Origin of the sequence: Cytobacillus sp. BC1816, assembly GCF_051353635.1 — a bacterium.
GTDB lineage: Bacteria > Bacillota > Bacilli > Bacillales > Cytobacillaceae > Cytobacillus > Cytobacillus oceanisediminis_C.
In genome coordinates this window covers 2,463,268-2,482,371 of sequence record NZ_CP195611.1, presented here as the reverse complement: position 1 = coordinate 2,482,371, position 19,104 = coordinate 2,463,268, and the positions used below count along the sequence as shown (strand labels likewise).

20 protein-coding genes are annotated in these 19,104 nt (G+C 40.5%); 12 read left to right on the top strand and 8 right to left on the bottom strand.

The window, feature by feature from the left end; genetic code table 11:
• Positions 1-81: 81 nt before the first annotated feature.
• The gene (locus ACR42H_RS12750; RefSeq protein WP_258549793.1) at positions 82-210 is read left to right on the top strand and encodes a hypothetical protein; all 129 of its coding nucleotides are present in this window, start codon (positions 82-84) and stop codon (positions 208-210) included.
• Between the two features lie 68 nt (positions 211-278).
• Here ACR42H_RS12750 and sda read toward each other — a convergent pair whose 3' ends face one another.
• Entirely contained in the window at positions 279-410 is a 132-nt protein-coding gene (sda, locus tag ACR42H_RS12745; protein WP_113880940.1) for a sporulation histidine kinase inhibitor Sda, read from the bottom strand.
• Positions 411-619: 209 nt separating this feature from the next.
• Between sda and ACR42H_RS12740 the strand changes: the two genes are divergently transcribed.
• The 7 genes from ACR42H_RS12740 (at position 620) to ACR42H_RS12710 (ending at position 6,093) form a co-directional block, all read left to right on the top strand.
• On the top strand, positions 620-1,414 hold the full coding sequence (locus ACR42H_RS12740) for a VOC family protein (RefSeq protein ID WP_436376566.1): 795 nt from the start codon (positions 620-622) through the stop codon (positions 1,412-1,414).
• 13 nt (positions 1,415-1,427) lie between these two features.
• A complete protein-coding gene (locus tag ACR42H_RS12735; RefSeq protein WP_113880938.1) occupies positions 1,428-1,826 on the top strand; it encodes a secondary thiamine-phosphate synthase enzyme YjbQ in 399 nt (132 codons plus the stop codon).
• 228 nt (positions 1,827-2,054) lie between these two features.
• Positions 2,055-3,707, top strand: coding sequence for an AMP-binding protein (locus tag ACR42H_RS12730; RefSeq protein ID WP_113880937.1), 1,653 nt, complete (start codon positions 2,055-2,057; stop codon positions 3,705-3,707).
• 413 nt (positions 3,708-4,120) lie between these two features.
• Positions 4,121-4,990: a gamma-glutamylcyclotransferase gene (locus ACR42H_RS12725; RefSeq protein WP_436376563.1), complete on the top strand. Its 870-nt coding sequence runs from the start codon at positions 4,121-4,123 to the stop codon at positions 4,988-4,990.
• Between the two features lie 248 nt (positions 4,991-5,238).
• Positions 5,239-5,496 carry a hypothetical protein gene (locus tag ACR42H_RS12720; RefSeq protein ID WP_436376561.1) on the top strand — a complete coding sequence of 86 codons (258 nt, stop codon included), beginning with the start codon at positions 5,239-5,241 and terminating at the stop codon, positions 5,494-5,496.
• Between the two features lie 103 nt (positions 5,497-5,599).
• Positions 5,600-5,842 (top strand): hypothetical protein, encoded by a 243-nt coding sequence (locus tag ACR42H_RS12715; protein WP_436376559.1) that lies wholly within the window; start codon positions 5,600-5,602, stop codon positions 5,840-5,842.
• A gap of 47 nt (positions 5,843-5,889) precedes the next feature.
• Positions 5,890-6,093, top strand: coding sequence for a DUF6501 family protein (locus ACR42H_RS12710; protein ID WP_436376557.1), 204 nt, complete (start codon positions 5,890-5,892; stop codon positions 6,091-6,093).
• A gap of 42 nt (positions 6,094-6,135) precedes the next feature.
• On the opposite strand, the gene ACR42H_RS12705 is transcribed toward ACR42H_RS12710, so the two are convergent.
• Both ACR42H_RS12705 and yidC read right to left on the bottom strand, forming a co-directional pair.
• Positions 6,136-6,690: a YhcN/YlaJ family sporulation lipoprotein gene (locus ACR42H_RS12705; protein WP_113880933.1), complete on the bottom strand. Its 555-nt coding sequence runs from the start codon at positions 6,688-6,690 to the stop codon at positions 6,136-6,138.
• 118 nt (positions 6,691-6,808) lie between these two features.
• Entirely contained in the window at positions 6,809-7,597 is a 789-nt protein-coding gene (yidC, locus tag ACR42H_RS12700; protein ID WP_113880932.1) for a membrane protein insertase YidC, read from the bottom strand.
• Positions 7,598-8,140: 543 nt separating this feature from the next.
• Here yidC and ACR42H_RS12695 point away from each other — a divergent pair.
• Complete coding sequence (locus ACR42H_RS12695; protein WP_243856075.1) at positions 8,141-9,070, top strand: lysylphosphatidylglycerol synthase domain-containing protein; 930 nt, start codon at positions 8,141-8,143, stop codon at positions 9,068-9,070.
• 360 nt (positions 9,071-9,430) lie between these two features.
• Here ACR42H_RS12695 and ACR42H_RS12690 read toward each other — a convergent pair whose 3' ends face one another.
• A complete protein-coding gene (locus ACR42H_RS12690) occupies positions 9,431-10,513 on the bottom strand; it encodes a glycoside hydrolase domain-containing protein (protein WP_436376554.1) in 1,083 nt (360 codons plus the stop codon).
• Between the two features lie 406 nt (positions 10,514-10,919).
• Here ACR42H_RS12690 and ACR42H_RS12685 point away from each other — a divergent pair, with 406 nt between their 5' ends.
• Together ACR42H_RS12685 and nadE are read left to right on the top strand one after the other, a co-directional pair.
• Positions 10,920-12,377, top strand: a complete 1,458-nt coding sequence (locus ACR42H_RS12685; protein ID WP_113880929.1) for a nicotinate phosphoribosyltransferase — start codon at positions 10,920-10,922, stop codon at positions 12,375-12,377.
• Between the two features lie 27 nt (positions 12,378-12,404).
• On the top strand, positions 12,405-13,226 hold the full coding sequence (gene nadE / locus ACR42H_RS12680; protein ID WP_113880928.1) for an ammonia-dependent NAD(+) synthetase: 822 nt from the start codon (positions 12,405-12,407) through the stop codon (positions 13,224-13,226).
• A 235-nt stretch (positions 13,227-13,461) separates the two neighbouring features.
• On the opposite strand, the gene ACR42H_RS12675 is transcribed toward nadE, so the two are convergent.
• The 3 genes from ACR42H_RS12675 to pflB all read right to left on the bottom strand — a co-directional run bounded on the left by ACR42H_RS12675 (position 13,462) and on the right by pflB (position 17,414).
• Positions 13,462-13,755: a hypothetical protein gene (locus ACR42H_RS12675; RefSeq protein ID WP_258549792.1), complete on the bottom strand. Its 294-nt coding sequence runs from the start codon at positions 13,753-13,755 to the stop codon at positions 13,462-13,464.
• A 599-nt stretch (positions 13,756-14,354) separates the two neighbouring features.
• Entirely contained in the window at positions 14,355-15,083 is a 729-nt protein-coding gene (gene pflA / locus ACR42H_RS12670; RefSeq protein ID WP_113880927.1) for a pyruvate formate-lyase-activating protein, read from the bottom strand.
• Positions 15,084-15,188: 105 nt separating this feature from the next.
• Positions 15,189-17,414 (bottom strand): formate C-acetyltransferase, encoded by a 2,226-nt coding sequence (gene pflB / locus ACR42H_RS12665; protein ID WP_436376551.1) that lies wholly within the window; start codon positions 17,412-17,414, stop codon positions 15,189-15,191.
• Between the two features lie 295 nt (positions 17,415-17,709).
• On the opposite strand from pflB, the gene safA reads away from it, so the two are divergent.
• Positions 17,710-18,336 carry a SafA/ExsA family spore coat assembly protein gene (gene safA / locus ACR42H_RS12660; RefSeq protein ID WP_157380239.1) on the top strand — a complete coding sequence of 209 codons (627 nt, stop codon included), beginning with the start codon at positions 17,710-17,712 and terminating at the stop codon, positions 18,334-18,336.
• 197 nt (positions 18,337-18,533) lie between these two features.
• On the opposite strand, the gene ACR42H_RS12655 is transcribed toward safA, so the two are convergent.
• Positions 18,534-18,986 carry a hypothetical protein gene (locus ACR42H_RS12655; RefSeq protein ID WP_113880924.1) on the bottom strand — a complete coding sequence of 151 codons (453 nt, stop codon included), beginning with the start codon at positions 18,984-18,986 and terminating at the stop codon, positions 18,534-18,536.
• Positions 18,987-19,104: the final 118 nt, after the last annotated feature.

Below are 19,104 nucleotides of genomic sequence, written 5' to 3'. Positions count from 1 at the left end.
TTTTTTCTTTATTGAAAATTATTTGCATTAAGGAAACATTGTACTTGTTATTCATATTATATTAAAAAGCAGGTGATGAGCTTGAGAAGAAGACAAATGAAGATACTGCAATACAGTACGGTTTTAAAGAAACTCGGTGTTCTCAGTGAACAGGAATATGAAAATATTAAAAAGGCAAATAAACTTTCAGCATACTTGAGGAAATATTAAAAAAAGCGGGAGTATCTCCCGCTCTACATATCCACTAAGTATTTGGCAAATTAATATTAAGTTGAAACTTAATCTTTAAACGGCTTCAGTCCCCGTTTTTGAATTTCAGTTTTTAATATCCTAATCCATTCCTTTTCAGACCCTGACTTCAATGCATCACGATACGAGACGACCAGCTGTTCATTACTCATAATTTTCATTATGCATACCTCCTGGTTAAATGGATTGAATATTCTATTTTTAATTATTGTAAAGGTTTTTTAAGTTTTTGTGAACCCTTTATAAAGAAAAGATTTATTTCATTATGATGACATTTTTTGTGGGGGCTTTTCAGCAGCTGATAGTGGACTCGAATACAAACCGAAGGTAAGATTTATATAAATAGATTGCAAAAAGGAGGAAGCCGCTAATGAATCTGGCACTAGACCACCTCGTCCACTTTATTAAAGCTGAACCATCTGAAGCAGTGGAGAAATGGGAGAATGCAGGATATAAAGCAGTAATGGGAGGAAGCCACGAAAACTGGGGTACCTATAACAGCCTTCTATATATTGGACAGTCATACATTGAATTCTTATCAATTGAATCAAATCATATTGCCTCTGCTGCTCAAAACCCGCTCATTAAACAGCTGACAGAGGAACTCCCGTTAGGAGAAGGCATCGGGCAGTTCTGCTTCCGAACCAGTAATATTGAAGGTCTAAAGTCTGAATTAAAGAGGAAAGGCTTTGAAACCCTTCCAATTTTTGAAGGAAGCAGAAGGAGGCAGGATGGAAGTATGCTTTCGTGGAAAATGCTGTTCTTTAAAGAAAACCCCGATTATAAATATCCTTTCTTTATTGACTGGGGGGTGGAAGACGATAGAAGATTTGAAGAACTGCGACATCTTGGCTTTATGGATGAAAACCTTGAAAATAAAAAAATGGAAGAAATCTTTATAGCCTCCATTGACTGTGAAAAATCTGCAGATTCATGGCAGGCGATTATGCCGATTTCCATGGCTGATGTTTACATAAGCAGTGACGGAAAGGAGAAGAGAGCATCCATTGGAATTGGCTCAGTAAAACTCACCTTTTGCCAGCCATTGCAGGATGAAGGAAGAGCTTTGGAAGTTCTGAAAAAAAGAGGAGAAAAGCCCTTTTCTGTTCAGTTTTCGCCTGGTCTTGAAAAAGAATTAATCCTATTTGAAGCTGTTTATTTTTAAAGGAGGGTGCCCATTGTTAAGGAAATTCACTGTAAACACTTCTGAACGAGACCAGTTTCTCGAAATAACTTCAGAAGTACAGGCATACATTAACCAGTGTGGAATCGCTGAAGGAGCAGCAATTGTCTATTGCCCGCATACAACTGCCGGCATCACCATAAATGAGAATGCAGATCCGGATGTTAAGACTGATATGATCCGACGATTCGATGAAGTATATCCGTGGGATCAGCAAGCAGACCTTCATATGGAAGGGAATACCGCAGCGCATATGAAAGCGGGCACTGTCGGTTCCTCACAGCATATCATCATAACAGAAGGACAGCTGCTGCTGGGCACCTGGCAGGGTATTTACTTCTGTGAATTTGATGGACCAAGGACGAGAACATTTTATGTGAAAGTTTTAGAATGAACAAAGGAAGCTGCTCTTATATTAAAGGGCAGTTTTTTTATTATGAAAGAGTACACATTTGATGAATCTATCCTTAAGATAATGAAGCCAGAAAATAAGCTATCAATATATGAAAATATTGAATATTCAGCAATATATGATAACATAAAATGTAAGCGTTTTATATCAGCATCTTAGAGAACTCTTTACACAATGATTAGATCATCACATACCGAGGAGGATTTCTGGATGACGGAATTATTGAATCTAACAGTAGGGAAGCTCCTGGAGGAGAAAGCCGGCCTTCACCCTAATCACGAAGCTGTAGTTTACGCAGATCGCGGGCTCCGAATGAGTTATAAGGAGTTTAATGAATATTGCAGGCTTGCTGCCAAAGGGTTTATGAAGCTGGGTCTTGAAAAAGGAGAGCATATTGCGGCATGGTCAACCAATACGCCCGAATGGCTTACATGCCAGTTCTCAACAGGCAAAATGGGTGCTGTCCTTGTAACCGTTAATACAAACTATCAAGCCGCTGAGCTTGAATATCTATTAAAGCAATCTGACAGTACAACTATTGTTCTGATGGAAAAGTTCAGAGAAACCTCATACATAGAAATGCTATACAGTATTGTCCCGGAACTTAAGGATTCTGAGCCAGGTCAGCTGAAAAGCAAAAGACTTCCTTTCTTAAAAAATGTTATCGTGATGGGAGAGAAACGTTTTCCCGGAACTTACAGCTGGGAAGATATAATCAAGATGGGCGAATCAGTCACTGATGCAGAACTCAATGATCGTATGGGGAGCCTGGACCCGGACGATGCCATCAATATGCAATATACATCAGGGACGACAGGCTTTCCAAAAGGGGTTATGCTCACACATAACAACATAGTTAACAATGGCTATAATATTGCAAATTGCATGCGTTTAACAAAAGATGACCGGTTATGTATTCCTGTTCCGTTTTTCCATTGTTTCGGGTGCGTGCTGGGAACGATGGCATGCATATCCGTCGGCGCAACCATTGTGCCGGTGCAGGAGTTCAGTCCTAAAGCTGTTCTGCAGACGGTCCAGGATGAGAAATGTACAGGCCTGCATGGGGTGCCGACAATGTTTATTGCAGAGCTGAATGATCCCGACTTCTCAAAGTATGATCTATCGACTCTCCGTACTGGCATAATGGCTGGATCCAATTGCCCTATTGAAGTCATGAAAGGCGTTATTGAAAGAATGGGTGCAAGTGAAATAACCATTGCTTACGGACAAACAGAATCCTCTCCAGTCATTACGCAGACACGGACGGATGATCCGGTTGAGCTGAGAGTGGAATCTGTGGGAAGAGCACTGCCTAATGTGGAAGTGAAAATTGTGGAACCAGGCACCAATAACGAAGTACCGTCTGGAAAACAAGGGGAATTGTGTACAAGGGGCTATCATGTCATGAAGGGATATTATAAAAATCCGGATGCTACGAAAGAAGCCATTGATGAAGAAGGCTGGCTCCATACAGGTGATCTCGCTGTAATGGATGAGAACGGGTACTGTAAAATCACTGGAAGACTGAAGGATATGATCATTCGCGGAGGAGAGAATATATATCCCCGCGAAATCGAAGAATTTCTTTATACTCATCCAGCGATCCTGGACGTTCAGGTGGTTGGAGTCCCAGATGCCGTCTATGGTGAGGAAGTGGTCGCCTGGATAATCCTTAAAGAAGACACTGAATTAACACCAGCCAACCTTCGGGAATACTGCAAAGGGAAAATCTCACGCCATAAAATCCCTCGCTATATTGAGTTTACTAAGGAGTATCCAATGACAGCTTCTGGAAAAATCCAGAAATTCAAATTGCGGGAACAGGCTAAAGAAGTCATTGAAAAAGCAAATACTTTAAAATAAAGTACATGTAACCTGTTGGGACTTTTCCAGCAGGTTTTTTATGGAACTCAGCCTTCCTTCATTCATTAGTCTTAATAAATCTCAATCTCCCAACCAATGTTTTACTGCGTGAAAGTATATAAAATGAGATTAAAGATAAATGGAAGGGAGAAATAGAAAATGTACGAGGACATTTATGTCATAGAAGTTTTAAATAAAGCTAAGCTTAAGGAACTAGCAGAAAAAAGCCAGATTAATCCGTATCAAGAAAATACAAAGGAAAAATTGTGCTGCAAGCTGCCTATAGTAAAAAAGTTCACAGTATGCCAATGCAGCTAGGATGGAGAATATTCTCCATCCTATTTTTTTGAAAAGAATCTTCAGAAAATGATAGTATAATAAACAAAAGAGAACAAAAAGGGGAGCAAGTGCTAATGACAATACAAAAGCTGTTTGTTTATGGAACCTTAAGAAAACATGAGTCAAATCACTTTGTTTTAAAAGGCAGTCCCTGCATTGCAGAGCAGGCATGGGTATATGGGGAGTTATATGATACAGGACTCGGCTACCCCTCTATGAAACCATCACTTGACCAAAAAGTGTACGGAGAACTTTATGAAGTGCACTTAGATCATTTCACTGACCTGGATGAGCTTGAGGATTATATCCCGGGCAGAAAAGATAATTTATATGACCGGGTGGAACAGACTGTTCATACGGATACTGGAGAAGTAAAGGCACTGGTATATGTCTCCTGCCGGGATGATCTTTTAGCCGAACCCATTCTTCATGGAGATTGGAAGCTTTACCGTTTAATGAAGGATAAGCCGGAAAAGACCTTTTATTTTGCTTACGGTTCCTGCATGGATGATGAGCGGTTTTGTGTGGCAAAGGTAGATCATCATTTTAAAACCATTGTCGGTGGGGGAACGCTGGCCGGTTATTCGATGCAATACCTATTTTCCAGAGATGATGGAGGAAGGGCAGACATTATTGAAAATGGCGGCGTCACGGAAGGAGTTCTATATGAACTTCCTTATGAAGGAGTTGAATACCTGTTCCATAGAGAAGGGTTTTATGGTCAATGGTATCGTCCTGCCTTTGTGAATGTCAAGGTTGGAGAAAAGTTTTATGAAGACGTCCTGACTTTTCATGTTTATAATAAAAAAGGCGAGCTTCCCCCGCCTGACCATTACGCCCTTGAAATTCTCCGGGGAGCAAGAGGGAGAGTAAGTGACGATTATTACAGAAAGCTTGAACAGCAGCTGGAAAAACTGGGTGTTCAAATTAGATTGGATGCATAGCAGCATAAGACTTAAGGATGAGCAAAAGTTCATCCTTTTTTCTATATTGTATGGTCCTGATTCTTCTGTGATAAAGCAGTTAATATGGAATAGGAGGACCATACAATCCATGAAGCAAAATTATATGAAGCACATCTTGATTCAGCCAATTTTGAAAGAAGCATTGAGTTTTATGGAAACCTTGGCTTTAAAGCAGCGTACACAATAGAAGACAGGAAAGCAGCATTATTCTTTCTGGGGGAAAATACATGCTGGGCATCTGGGAAACAAAAGTCACCCCGATTTATAGAAGTCATTGCATTTTCCGTTTCGGCAGACAAGCTGCGGGGAATTATGCCTTTTTTAATGGAAAAGGAATCGGGGTGAGGGAAAGCTTTGGCTTGTCCATACTTGGATGCCAGCTGCTTCGGTATATTTTTTATGAGCCAGACGGCCATTCATTAGAGTATAAAGCTGTCTTAGAGGATGAAGCAAGACCTTACTTGAATCTAATGTACTTAAGTTAATGGGAAGGAATAAAATAATGCAAAATTTTTAATTGGTGGTTTGAAACAGGCTAAGCGGGTGGTATATTACCTTTGCCATCATCTTAGAAAGAAGGTCATCAAAATGAAAATTATAGCAGATAATGGCTTTTATGAAGTGGAATATGAAAACGAACATTATGATCATTTAGAGTTTATACGAATAGACCAAATCTGTGAAATTACGTATGTAACAATGAAAAACACACTAACTGGAGAAGTCTATACATTTGAAGCGGATAAAATCAGGAGATTCCGCAAAATAATGAAGTTAATTCCAGCAGTTAAAGAGAATCTAGTTGCAGACAGCAGATCGTATTCTTTATAATAATTACTAACCATATAAAGTTTGCAGACTGTGAAGGAGTGGCAATTTTGATTCATTTAAAATGGCATGAACGAGAAACATTGAAAAAAGTAAAATGCGTGCATACAGATGCAGCAAAATACATTGTTGACCGGGCATTGACGGCAGGGAATATCTATGATGTAAAAAATGAAACTGAAGAATTCTATTTTATCCTAGACAATTCCGGAAAAGTAAGCGGATTTTATAAAGACTATTTCCAGGATGCTTAGTTCATTAAAGAAAACGGCTATTTGATAGCCGTTTTCTTTTTTTTACCTCTGTGTTGGGAAAATTCTGCGGACAGTTTCTGTAAATTCATCAAAAAATCCTTCGATTGGCTGACCAGCTCGAATGTCCTCTGTATATCCTGTCATTCGATCATAAAAGTCCGGGTTAACAGAAACATATACATTATCAATATCCTGATCGACCGCTTTGACCTGATCTGAAATCTTCCCCTCGACATCCTTAGTCAATTCTCCATTTCCATCACTCAAGCGTGCGGCAACATAGGCATTATTGTCTGTTACGATTACATTCGCAGACTCAACCTCTGGAATAGAGGTAATTTTATCTACAGCTTTATCAGCAACCTCCATTCGCGGGGATTCATTGCGATTCTCATTGTTCGTTCCCGTGCGGGTAAGATCAATCCCCGGTTCAGTGGTGCGTCCATTTTCGCCATAGTTGCTGTCGTTCACTTTTGTAGGCTCTGTCAAGTCTCTGTTTCTTTGAGCTGTCTCATTCATATCAGCGTTATTCATAGCACATCCTGCAAGCAACGCAGCTGAAAGAGCCCCTGCCATAAATAATTTACCTTTGATCATTCACTTTCCTCCTTCCGTTTTTCCCCCTTATCTTTCCAAGAATAGGCGCTGTTATTCCAATTTCTTTTATCTGTAAACAAAAAAAAGGAGCATGGCATTTAGCCTGCTCCCCATGTGATTATGACTCTGACATGAACTGCACGGTATCAGATTTATCTTTTGTATATAACCTTCTGCTAAGCCATGATTGAAAAACTAAAAATATTCCGCCCGCAGTCCAATATAGCGGCAAAGCGGCAGGGGCATTTAAAGAAACCAGCATAATCATTACAGGAGACAATAAACCAATCAATTTCATTTGCTTTGGCGTTTGCGCAGTCATATTGGTTAAAGTGAACCGGTACTGAAGATAGTACACAATTCCTGCAATTATAGTGATCCAAATATCAGAATGACCAAGATTGAACCAGAGAAACGAATGTGCAGCAATTTCCTGATTCCCTCTTATGGCATAATAGAACCCCATCAGAATGGGCATTTGAATAAAGATTGGCAGACATCCCGCAGCATTCAAAGGATTTACTCCATGAGATTGATACAAACCGAACATTTCCTGCTGCAGCTTTTGCTGCTCCTGCGGTTTTTTCGCTGTTTTCAGCTTTTGCTGGATTTTATCAAGTTCAGGTTTTAACTTATCCATTTTTTCCTTCATTAAGCTTTGATTTTTATATTGTTTCAGCATTAATGGCATCAGTATCAGCCTTATCATTAAGGTAATGAAGATAATGGCCAAGCCGAAATTGCCATGAAAGAAAACGGCGGTTCCGTGAATTGCCCATGCAAACGGATCGACAAAATAATGGTGGAAAAAGCCTGTTCCTTGACCTCCTTGAGCCTGACAGGCGGTTAAGAATATTGGCATTACAGTAATTATGATAATGGTTAATAACAGTTTAATTTTTCTCATATAGGTCAAACCTCCCGCTTTATTTTTTCTTCAAATAGGGGAGAGACCTTCAGGCTCATCACTTTGTTCGCCTTTTTTTAGTATAAGTTTGGCAATCCAGGACTGAATCGAATCGCAAATAAAGCCCCGATCCATGCGGAACCCTGAAAGGCTTTCATATTCTCTTTGTTCTTTCTCAATATATCTGGTACTGTATAAAGTCGTCTCTATTTTCCAAATGATTAACAGCTTTGCAGCTAAACCAATGATATATGTTAAATAAAGAGTATATTCTGATGAAATAAAAGACGATTCAGTTATTAATTCAAAGATATTATTTCACCTCTATTCACAGATTTAAGTATAATTGAATGCCGCATTGAAAACAATTGCAGATGTAAACCAATTGCAAAAAAGTTATCGTTTGTTCATTCTATTGTACCTATGCAGGAATATAATAGGAGAAAGTATATATTATATCGACTTTAGTATGATACACTCTATCAGGGAGATTAATTAATCATTATCTCTAGTTCAATACATGAATGGTGGGGTATTTTGTCTTTGTTAAAACAAAAACCAATTATAACGCTTGCCAAACTCCTAGTACCCTTATTCATTTTGCTGTTTGTCATGGTGGAGGCAAAAGGGATATTCAATGATTTTAATTGGGCTCTCCTTGAGCTTTATGTTGACCGGCTAACCTTCCGAAGGCTATTTTTTATCCTTTTATTGGGACTGGCTGCACTTTTTCCAATGTATTTTTATGATGAAATACTCCAAAGGCTTTTCAGAATTAGAGTGCCTAAAAAAAAGCTGTTATTTTATTCTTTATCTGCCAACGCATTCTCTAACTTCATCGGATTTGGGGGCGTGGCCGGAGCTACACTCAGGTCCTATTTTTATAAGGATTACCTGACTGGCAATACTCCGTATATCAAAGTAATTGCCAAGCTGTCGCTATTTTACCTAACAGGCTTGTCCATATTGTCATGGATCGTCCTTTTTACAGATTTACATTTATACGATGATGTTAAACTTATAAAGATTGCAGTCTGGGCCGTTGCGGCTTATACACCTCTGCTGCTGGGCCTTTACTTTTTTAAGTCGTCTTTTTGGAATACGAAACACATCAAAAAAGGATTTGCAGGGGAATTGCTGGCTGTTTCTTTATCGGAGTGGCTATTTATTATTATATGTATCTGGGGAATAGCCCGGGCCCTTGATGTATCGATTTCATTTTTTGTTCTGTTTCCCATTGTCATCATTTCAGCTTGCGCTGGCATTGCGAGTATGATCCCTGGAGGCATTGGATCCTTTGATTTTGTATTTTTAATCGGACTGGAATCACAAGGTGTTCCCACCGAATTGGGGCTCTTGATTCTAATGTTCTACCGTCTCAGCTATTATGTAGTTCCTGTGTTTATCGGCACGCCGTTTGTCATGAACCAGTTATGGAATAACAGAATACCGAAAAACAGCTTCAAAATATAAAAGAGCCTTTGCGGGCTCTTTATTCTTGCTGTCTAGCTCCAGCGCCTATCCCCTCGGGGTCATAAGCCGTTTCCTTACAGAAGGAAAAAAGCCTTCTATACAGTAACCGTCTTATGCCTGTCGTTCCTTGGCAGTCGCCTCCACATTTCGAGCAATCCTCCCAAAAAGGCAAAGGAAGCCTTTCCGTTAGGCTCGTCTCGTGCTTGAGACCCCCAGGACAAGGGAGGCTCCGTCAGCATAATCTTCGCATGACCAAAAGCAGCAGTTTTTAGGAGGATGGGGGACATGCTGATGTTGCCGCAGAACCTGGCGTTCTTAATCTCCGATCATTCGCGGGCATGGCGCTTCCGCGTTTCTTACTCACCAAAGGACATCAAGTATATCTTTATTGAATAAATTTGTATCAATATTGCATGCCTTCGCGTCAATTCCATACTGCCAGCCTGCAATCAATGAATTTGCAGGAGCTTCAGGTTTATATCCAGGCGCCTGTTCCTGCTCAGTAATTCCTGCATTTGGCGCAGCTGTCCATATGAATGTGTTTTCAAGAAGGGAAGAATCTTTGGCTGCTGCTTGACTGAAAGATTTAGTCAGGGCCTGTTCCTTATCAAAAATTCCATATATGCCAGGATGATAGGGTGACTCTTCCATTGCTTGATACCAGCCTTCAATAAAGGAAGAATCAACAGGATAATTTGGCTCAATATCCGCAAAAATCGCTACACCCTCCGGTATTCCCAGATCCTGTGCCAATTGGATAGCCGCTTTCGCCTCACTCTGTCCATTTTCTATGCCTGTTGCCTCATTAAATCGATTCCAAATCACGAGTAATTTAATATCATTGCTTTGCAGAAATTCAGCCTCTTGAGGTGTAATGCCTGCTGATACACCTTCTTTATCACCTAAATAGCGTCCCCACACTTTAGGCGACCCGAAGTTTTCCTGTACGCAAGAAAGCAAGTCGCTTGTGGTGAGACTTGCAGAGTCTACACCCCAAACGACTTCATCATCCTCTGATTTTCCACCCTGGTCATTTTTCGCACCTTTGTCTCCGCTGCTGTCTTCGGTGCCGCTGTTTTCATTTTCATTTCCATTTCCTGTTTGACCGGAGTCCTGATTTTTATCAGCCTTATTTTTGATTGTATTTGATACATTAACATCCACATTTACCTCAATATCATTCGTAACATTATTGTCAATTCGGCTATCTTCATCATTATTCAAATTGTTGTCGATTGAGTTATTAACTTTAGCTTTATTTCCTTTTATATTATTTTTTACTTGATTAGTGATATCACTGTCATTGCTTTTGCTTTGGCCATCTGGAATGGTCTGGGTTTTTGGAGCGTCATCCTTTGAATCCATCAGGGAGAATGCAAAGAGCGAAATCACTACAGCAAAAAATGCGGTCACAACGAAAGGCAAAAGGCCCCGTCTTTCCATATCTCACAACCCTCCTTGTCAATTCATGACATCCTATGCGGAGGGCAGAAAGTTGGTGATTGCCGTAATAGGGAAGTGCATCCCGAGGGAATATTCAGGCTTCTTATCGCAATATAATATCACAGCATGTGATATTCGGGAAATAATTTTAAAGTATTATAACAGCATAATACCGCTGTTCAACATAACGAACAATCACAAAGGAATGTGTAAAAAAATCCTTAACGGGTAAATACCCGTATGGCTGTAGGTTGAAAAATTTGATAAAGGCGATAAACTTCACTACTATTAAAAATAATAGCCAAATATTTCATCTATTTAAGATGATAAAAACTGGAATGGGGGATAATAGCAGATAACAGATTTTTAAAAGGAATTGTAATATTTGTCAAAGGAGGTTGCGATAATGCAGAGGGAATTTACGGATGATAGTATAGCTTTACATACTGATTTGTACCAAATAAATATGGCTCAGACTTACTGGGAAGACAACATACATAATAAAAAGGCGGTCTTTGAAGTGTTCTTCAGGAAACTGCCTTTTGGCAACGGCTATGGAATTTTTGCCGGCCTGGAAAGAGTTATTGAATATATTGAAAACTTCAGATTTACAGACAGTGATCTGCAGTACTTAAAAAACGAATTGAATTATAAAGAAGGTTTCCTCGAATACTTGAAAAACATGAGGTTTTCAGGGACCATCAAATCAATGGAAGAAGGTGAGCTTGTATTCGGCAATGAGCCAATTTTGCGTGTAGAAGCTCCGCTGGCTGAAGCCCAGATTATTGAAACAGCTATTTTGAATATCATTAACTACCAGACATTGATTGCTACAAAAGCAACTCGAATCAGAGAAGTAATTGGCGATGGAACAGCCATGGAATTTGGTTCAAGAAGAGCCCATGAAATGGACGCAGCTATCTGGGGTACCAGAGCTGCCTATATCGGCGGCTTTGATGCCACTTCCAACGTTAGAGCAGGCAAGAAGTTTGGCATTCCGGTTGCAGGGACACATGCCCATTCATTTGTACAGGCTTACCGGGACGAGTATAAAGCTTTTAAGAAATATGCCCAGACCCATAAGGACTGTGTTTTTCTCGTCGATACGTATGACACTCTTAAATCCGGAGTACCGAATGCAATTAAAGTGGCGAAGGAAATGCGGGGTCAAATTAACTTTAAAGGGATAAGGCTTGATAGCGGGGACTTGGCTTACCTTTCTAAAAAGGCAAGAAAAATGCTGGATGATGCAGGTTTTCCTGAAGCAAAGATTATTGCTTCCAATGATCTGGATGAATACACCATCATAAACCTGAAAGCTCAAGGAGCCAAAATCGATATTTGGGGCATTGGCACAAAACTCATTACGGCGTACGAACAGGCTGCATTAGGGGCTGTTTATAAACTCGTTTCAATAGAAGATGAAAATGGAAAAATGGCTGACACTATAAAAATAAGCGGCAACCCGGAAAAAGTGACAACTCCCGGATTAAAGAGGGTATATCGGATTATTAACAGAGATAACCATAAATCAGAAGGGGACTATATTGCTCTGGATCATGAAAATCCTCAAGCTGAACCAAAGCTTAAGATGTTCCACCCTGTTCACACGTTTATAAGCAAGTTCGTTACAAATTTCGAAGCCAGAGAACTTCATAAAGTGATATTTCAGGAAGGCAAGCTTACCTATAAAGTTCCATCTTTAAAAGAGATGCAAAGCTTTGCAAAGGATAATCTCAATGTATTATGGGATGAGTACCGCCGTTCTCTAAATCCAGAGGAATACCCAGTCGACCTTAGCCAGAAGTGCTGGGATAATAAGATGAAAATGATCAGCCAGGTGAAAGAAAATATAAAAGGCTGATGCTTTAATACGAGGGAGGAACCTGCAATGAATCTGCAAAAAGAAATTATGGAAAGTTTAAATGTAAATCCGAATATCAATCCGAAGGAAGAAATAAAGAAGAGAATTGAGTTTCTAAAGGATTATCTTGTTAAAACAAATTCAAAAGGCTATGTACTGGGCATAAGCGGCGGCCAGGATTCCACTCTTGCAGGAAGACTTGCGCAGCTTGCGGTTGAAGAGCTTCGAAAAGAGGGGAAGGATGCAACATTTATAGCAGTCCGCCTTCCGTACGGCGTTCAGCAGGATGAGAAGGATGCACAGCTTGCCCTATCCTTTATTCAGGCCGACAAAGAAGTGGTCTTTAATATTAAAAATGCAGTCGATGAAGTGAAAACCGAGTATGATCGTATAATTCCGGAGGAACCTCTGAAGGATTATCATAAAGGCAATGTTAAAGCCCGCTTAAGAATGATTGCCCAATATGCGATTGGAGGCCAATACGGCTTGCTGGTCATCGGCACGGATCATGCTGCAGAAGCAGTGACTGGATTCTTCACAAAATATGGCGATGGCGGTGCAGATGTCCTGCCGCTGTCCGGACTGACAAAAAGACAGGGAAAAGCACTTCTTAAAGAGCTTGGGGCAGAAGAAAGACTATACTTAAAAGTGCCTACAGCAGATCTTCTTGACCAGAAACCCGGACAGGCTGATGAAACTGAATTAGGTATCTCATACGATGAATTGGATGACTACCTTGAAGGGAAATCAGTCAATCCGGATGCTGCAGAGAAAATCGAAAAACGCTACCTGGTTTCTGAACACAAGCGCCAGCTGCCTGCATCAATGCACGATAACTGGTGGAAATAAGCCTGCTTGAAAAGGAAAATCCATTAAGGGATTTTCCTTTTATTTTTGGTTCAGCCTCATAAGCATTTCCTCGTAAGACCGTTCTGGTTCATCCACATTCAGCAGATGCGGCTGGCCTTTCTTTTTAAGCCATACATTTATTCATAAACCAGGGGATCTTTTAGCAGAATTTCGAACATCGGCTTTTTTATGAATTAAATCAGGCACCCTGGCATCAAATTTCTTTTAATATTTTTCAATGGAAGGTACATCCTTTTTGAGAATTCGGACTGCAGCAGCAAGTGAGATTCCGTAACACAAAAGGTGTTAAGCGGGTGGCGTTTTTCTCGGCCAGAAAGTACAATGCACCAGAAACATTTGCTATTAATACGATATATGCAGCAACAGCATTCCATGAATGAAGCCAATAATGCAGTCCGATTGATTCAATGGCAATCGCATGGATCATCAAAATATATACAGCATTTATACTTGTTTTTTGATGGTAGGTAAAAGCATCGCCATGAGTTATCGAAGTTTGCTTTTCCATGAAAACAGGGCGTAATTAAACATTGCGAGTTCAGCCACAAAAAAAGACCCTATTTTATGATTGGGGAAATGCTTATCCGCCGATCTCTTAGCATTAAAGAGAAAAAGCGAATTGATTTCATTCAGCCTGCGGTATTCTCTCAAAAGTCCTGGCAAATTAGTAAGATCTTATAGGCAATAAACAGCTCCAGCCCAATAAAAAACATTTCGGAAAAACGTTTAAATAGGGAAAATAGGAAAAATGCGGGAAATCCCTGACAGGAATACTAAATTAAGCAGCACGGTTTCCTGCTAAAATGACTGCACCAAAATACTTCAGCGAATATCTCTAGCGCAGTATAAGGAATACACCAATAGCGGTACAACGACCATAAAATCAAGCAGGGAGCCAACCGCCTCTTCGTGTGGAACCGGATCAAAAAGGGTGGTTCTATATAGAGTATAGTTGGAAAGCAGGATCAAGCATGTTAGTAAACCAAACCAAAGCCATTTAGGCCTCTTTAAAGAATTTGTTAAATTTATCCACCACTTTTTCAGTATCTTACACAGGTAACAAATCACACTAAAAAGTCAGTTCCAGCAACCGGAACTGACTTTTTATTATTCTCCAGTAAGAATTTGATAAGCCCATTCTGCCGCTTCCTCACTTGGCGGCTCAATCTCCTTCAGCGGATATTCCAATCCGAGAGCTTCCCATTTATATACACCAAGCTTGTGGTAGGGAAGGACCTCAATCTTTTTTACATTTTTCAACTCTCTAATGAAACGCCCCATCTGTTCCAGATCACTTACATCATCAGATATTGTAGGGACAAGTACGTGGCGGATCCATACAGGCACCTGATTATCAGATAGATGCTGGGCAAATTGAAGTATATGTTCATTTGTAAGACCTGTCAGTTTTTTATGCTTTTCCCTATCAATATGCTTTAAATCCAGCAGCACCAGGTCCGTATAGTCCAGGAGCTCTTTCAGCTGGGTTTGAAAAAACGGTGAGGTGGAATAGCAGCCTCCCGATGAATCTATTGCCGTGTGAATGCCAAGTTTCTTGCATTCTTTAAAAAGTTCTATAAGAAAAGGAATCTGAAGCAAAGGTTCACCGCCGCTTACTGTAATGCCGCCTCCGGAAGCCGACAAAAAAGGGAGATAGGATTGCAGATCATTCATGATTTCTGTAACGGACATTTGTTTTCCTGACCCAATCTCCCAAGTGTCTGCATTATGGCAAAATTGACAGCGAAGTAGGCACCCCTGTGTAAAAATGACATAACGAATGCCAGGCCCATCTACTGTACCGAATGTCTCAATTGAATGAATGTTGCCGTCCATCATCATCTTCCTTTCCAAAAGCAGCCGGCGCCGGCGGAGCCGCATCACTTTTGCTCAAGCTTTTTTGAGGAGGGGGCCACTTCTAAGGGCCCGCCATCCTATTGGTTACATTGATTCATGGAATGTTCTATTGATAACATCAAGCTGCTGCTCTTTAGTCAGTTTAATGAAGTTCACAGCATAGCCTGATACCCTAATGGTTAACTGTGGATATTCCTCCGGGTGTTCCATGGCATCCAGAAGCGTTTCTTTATTGAATACATTTACATTTAGGTGATGTCCTGACTTTATGGCATATCCATCCAGTATAGATACAAGATTGCGAATTCGGCTATCAGCATTCTTTCCGAGTGCTTTAGGGACAATGGAGAAGGTGTTGCTGATGCCATCCAGCGCATATTTGTAGGGTAATTTTGCAACAGAAGACAGGGAAGCAAGCGTTCCTTTCGAATCTCTCCCGTGCATCGGATTGGCTCCTGGGGCGAATGGCTCGCCGGCACGCCGTCCATCAGGCGTATTGCCGGTTTTCTTGCCATATACCACATTGGATGTAATGGTTAATATAGACATCGTATGCATAGAGTTTCTGTATGTCGGATGCTTGCGGAGCTTTTTCATAAACCTTTCAACCAGGTCTATAGCTATGCTGTCAACGCGATCATCATTATTGCCGTATTTCGGGAAATCTCCTTCTGTAATAAAATCAATCACTAGCCCTTTCTCATCACGGATTGCCTTAACAGTTGCATATTTGATCGCACTTAGTGAATCGGCCGCTACACTTAAACCCGCAATGCCAGTGGCCATTGTTCTGAGAATTCCGGAGTCATGCAGAGCCATTTCGATCCGTTCGTAGCTATATTTATCATGCATGTAATGAATGATATTCAGCGTATTAATATAGAGATCTGCCAGCCATTCCATCATTAAATCAAACTTCTCCATCACTTCTTCATATTGAAGGATGTCTGAGGAAATTGGGGCATAGGAAGGGCCGACCTGGACGCTGAGTTTTTCATCCTTGCCGCCATTAATGCTATATAACAGGGCCTTTGCAAGGTTTGCTCTTGCACCGAAAAATTGCATTTGTTTCCCAATCTCCATAGCAGAAACACAGCAGGCAATTCCATAATCATCCCCATATTCAGGAAGCATGATATCATCGTTTTCATATTGAATTGAACTTGTTTCTATTGACATCCTTGCACAATATTTTTTGAAATTCTCCGGAAGCTTGCTGGACCATAATACTGTTAAATTCGGTTCAGGTGCCGGACCCAGATTATTCAAAGTATGAAGGAACCGATAAGAATTTTTCGTGACTAGCGGGCGTCCATCATGCGCCATCCCGCCAATGGACTCTGTAACCCATGTCGGATCGCCGCTGAATAATTCATTATAGTCAGGCGTTCTCGAAAATTTAACTAGGCGAAGCTTCATTACAAAGTGATCGACCAGTTCCTGGGCTTCCTTCTCGGTAAGCACGCCCTTCTGGATGTCTCTTTCTATGAAAATATCAAGGAAAGTCGAAACACGGCCAAGGCTCATAGCTGCTCCATTTTGTTCTTTGATGGCAGCAAGATAGGCGAAGTACAGCCATTGGAAAGCCTCAAGAGCATTTCCAGCAGGCATTGAAATATCAAAACCATAGCTGTTTGCCAGCTGCTTCAGTTCATTCAGAGACCTGATCTGTTCTGAAATCTCTTCTCTAAGGCGAATATTGTCTTCCGTCATCACACTTGAAGTTGATTTCAAATCTGCCTTTTTGGCTTCAATCAAGCGGTCAACTCCATAAAGAGCAACCCTGCGGTAATCACCGATAATCCTGCCTCGGCCATATGCATCTGGCAGGCCAGTAATAATGCCGGCTTTGCGGGCAAGTTTCATTTCATCGGTATAGGCATCAAACACGCCTTGGTTATGTGTTTTGCGGTAGTCTGTAAATATCTTTTCCATCTCTTTGCTGGCTTCATAGCCGTATGCTTCACAGGCTGCCACAGCCATTCTGACTCCGCCAAACGGCTGAAGAGAGCGCTTAAACGGAAGGTCAGTCTGAACACCCACAATTTTTTCTTTTATTTGGTCCAGGTATCCAGGTCCATGTGAGGTAATGGCTGAGACGATTTCTGTGTCCATATCTAGCACGCCGCCATTATCACGTTCCTTTTTCGTGAGCTCCATTACTTGTTCCCATAATGAAGAAGTAGCTTCTGTTGGACCCTCCAAAAACAATTCATCCCCGAAAAATGGTGAGTAATTCTTCAATATAAAGTCTCTAACATCAATTTCACGTATCCAAATGCCTTTTTTAAAGCCCTTCCAACTTTCCATATTAGTTCACCTCATATAATTAATGTGTATAACAGTTATTACAACTTAACTATACATTCAATATAACAGATTAAATGTGAAATAAATCACAAACATTTTGAACGTAATGTGAAATATAGTAAATCCGTATTTAATAACGCTTATGTGTACTATAAAACCTATCGTACTTTTGAACTGTTATATAGAGATTGAAAATCAAACTAAAAGAAAAGGGAAGAGGAGGTCATGAAATTCTTTCAATCAGCGCCAACAATTACCTGTTTAATAGAATAAGAGATTTTGATTAAATATAAATATGAAAACATTATCAAAAATTTCATTCATTCTGATGTTGTCTGTCGCACTTGTCTTTGGATTCAATTTCGATGCAAAAGCATCAACAGTACATACCGTTCAGCCAGGGGATACAATGTGGAAGATCGCCCTGAAGTATCAGGTGGGAGTTCCTGAAATCATTAATGCCAACGGGCAGATTTCAAATCCGAACTTCATTTATCCTGGGCAAAAGGTGAATATCCCTGCTTTATCAAAAGCTACCACAAGTGTGGAAGAGCAGGTAGTTCAGCTCGTAAACCAGGAAAGGGCAAAGTATGGATTAAAGCCCTTAAAATCAAATTGGGAGCTTGCGAGAGTGGCAAGATACAAATCTCAGGATATGATCAATAAGAAGTATTTCGATCACAACTCTCCTACATACGGAAGCCCGTTTGATATGATGAAGAGCTTTGGAATCACTTACAGAACCGCTGGAGAAAACATTGCTGCAGGTCAAAAAACACCTCAGGAAGTTGTAACAGCATGGATGAACAGTGAGGGTCACCGCAAGAACATCCTATCAGCCAATTTCACAGAAATCGGTGTTGGATATGCACAGGGCGGTTATTATGGCCATTACTGGACACAGATGTTTATTGGGAGATAAGAAAAAAGGCGGAAGCGCCTTGCCCACGAAGGAAAGCAGACTAAGAACGCCACGTCATGTGGCAACGTCTGCATGGCCCCCATCCTGGGGGCCTCGTTTCGAGGGGATAGGCTGCTTGCGCTAAACAGTTTTCAAAGTAAAAGTTTTCTATTTATTTAAGAAAAGCACCGGATTATCCGGTGCTTTTGCTTTTCCCATTAGTCTACTACAATATAAGCAATCATTGGTCCGCTATTATCCTTATCCGGGTGAGTAAGACACACTAGACGGTAAACGCCTTCTTTATCAAATTGAAGTGGGACAACCGTCTCTTCTGCTTTTTTAACCACACCTTTAATATCAGTCCCTTCTATGATGTATGGATGTTCCATTCCATTTACTCCCCAAATCTTCAGATTTACCTTTTCACCTTTTTCCAGAAAAATAGTTCCAGGATCCCAGCGATAAGCTTCAATTTCTTTGCCATCAGGCAGCTTAGCCTTAAATTCTCCTGTAACCATATGAATTTCCCGGACTTTTTCGCCCTCCTTCTGGTTGAATACTGTCACACTATCAGATTTTGAAAAAAACCATACTGATGCAGAAACGATTACTGAAAATATGATGACAAATGCAATGATGCTGCGTTTCTTTAATACAAGAAAAGGCATGCTCATACTCCTTCCAAATTGGTTGTCCCTATATAGATATGCAGGAAGGGCATCATTACTTGTCTAATATTTCTGAGATTTTTACGATAATTTCTTTACATCTGCCAAAATATTATTT

What these genes read in the sequence shown, in the direction of transcription:
- ACR42H_RS12730 (WP_113880937.1), top strand. Translation starts at nt 2,055, where the DNA reads ATGACGGAATTATTGAATCTAACAGTAGGGAAGCTCCTGGAGGAGAAA.
- ACR42H_RS12715 (WP_436376559.1), top strand. Translation starts at nt 5,600, where the DNA reads ATGAAAATTATAGCAGATAATGGCTTTTATGAAGTGGAATATGAAAAC.
- sda (WP_113880940.1), bottom strand. Translation starts at nt 410, where the DNA reads ATGAAAATTATGAGTAATGAACAGCTGGTCGTCTCGTATCGTGATGCA.
- ACR42H_RS12675 (WP_258549792.1), bottom strand. Translation starts at nt 13,755, where the DNA reads ATGGAAAAGCAAACTTCGATAACTCATGGCGATGCTTTTACCTACCAT.
- ACR42H_RS12705 (WP_113880933.1), bottom strand. Translation starts at nt 6,690, where the DNA reads ATGATCAAAGGTAAATTATTTATGGCAGGGGCTCTTTCAGCTGCGTTG.
- ACR42H_RS12690 (WP_436376554.1), bottom strand. Translation starts at nt 10,513, where the DNA reads ATGGAAAGACGGGGCCTTTTGCCTTTCGTTGTGACCGCATTTTTTGCT.
- pflB (WP_436376551.1), bottom strand. Translation starts at nt 17,414, where the DNA reads ATGGAAAGTTGGAAGGGCTTTAAAAAAGGCATTTGGATACGTGAAATT.
- ACR42H_RS12685 (WP_113880929.1), top strand. Translation starts at nt 10,920, where the DNA reads ATGCAGAGGGAATTTACGGATGATAGTATAGCTTTACATACTGATTTG.
- ACR42H_RS12655 (WP_113880924.1), bottom strand. Translation starts at nt 18,986, where the DNA reads ATGCCTTTTCTTGTATTAAAGAAACGCAGCATCATTGCATTTGTCATC.
- ACR42H_RS12725 (WP_436376563.1), top strand. Translation starts at nt 4,121, where the DNA reads ATGACAATACAAAAGCTGTTTGTTTATGGAACCTTAAGAAAACATGAG.
- ACR42H_RS12720 (WP_436376561.1), top strand. Translation starts at nt 5,239, where the DNA reads ATGCTGGGCATCTGGGAAACAAAAGTCACCCCGATTTATAGAAGTCAT.
- ACR42H_RS12740 (WP_436376566.1), top strand. Translation starts at nt 620, where the DNA reads ATGAATCTGGCACTAGACCACCTCGTCCACTTTATTAAAGCTGAACCA.
- nadE (WP_113880928.1), top strand. Translation starts at nt 12,405, where the DNA reads ATGAATCTGCAAAAAGAAATTATGGAAAGTTTAAATGTAAATCCGAAT.
- safA (WP_157380239.1), top strand. Translation starts at nt 17,710, where the DNA reads ATGAAAACATTATCAAAAATTTCATTCATTCTGATGTTGTCTGTCGCA.
- pflA (WP_113880927.1), bottom strand. Translation starts at nt 15,083, where the DNA reads ATGGACGGCAACATTCATTCAATTGAGACATTCGGTACAGTAGATGGG.
- yidC (WP_113880932.1), bottom strand. Translation starts at nt 7,597, where the DNA reads ATGAGAAAAATTAAACTGTTATTAACCATTATCATAATTACTGTAATG.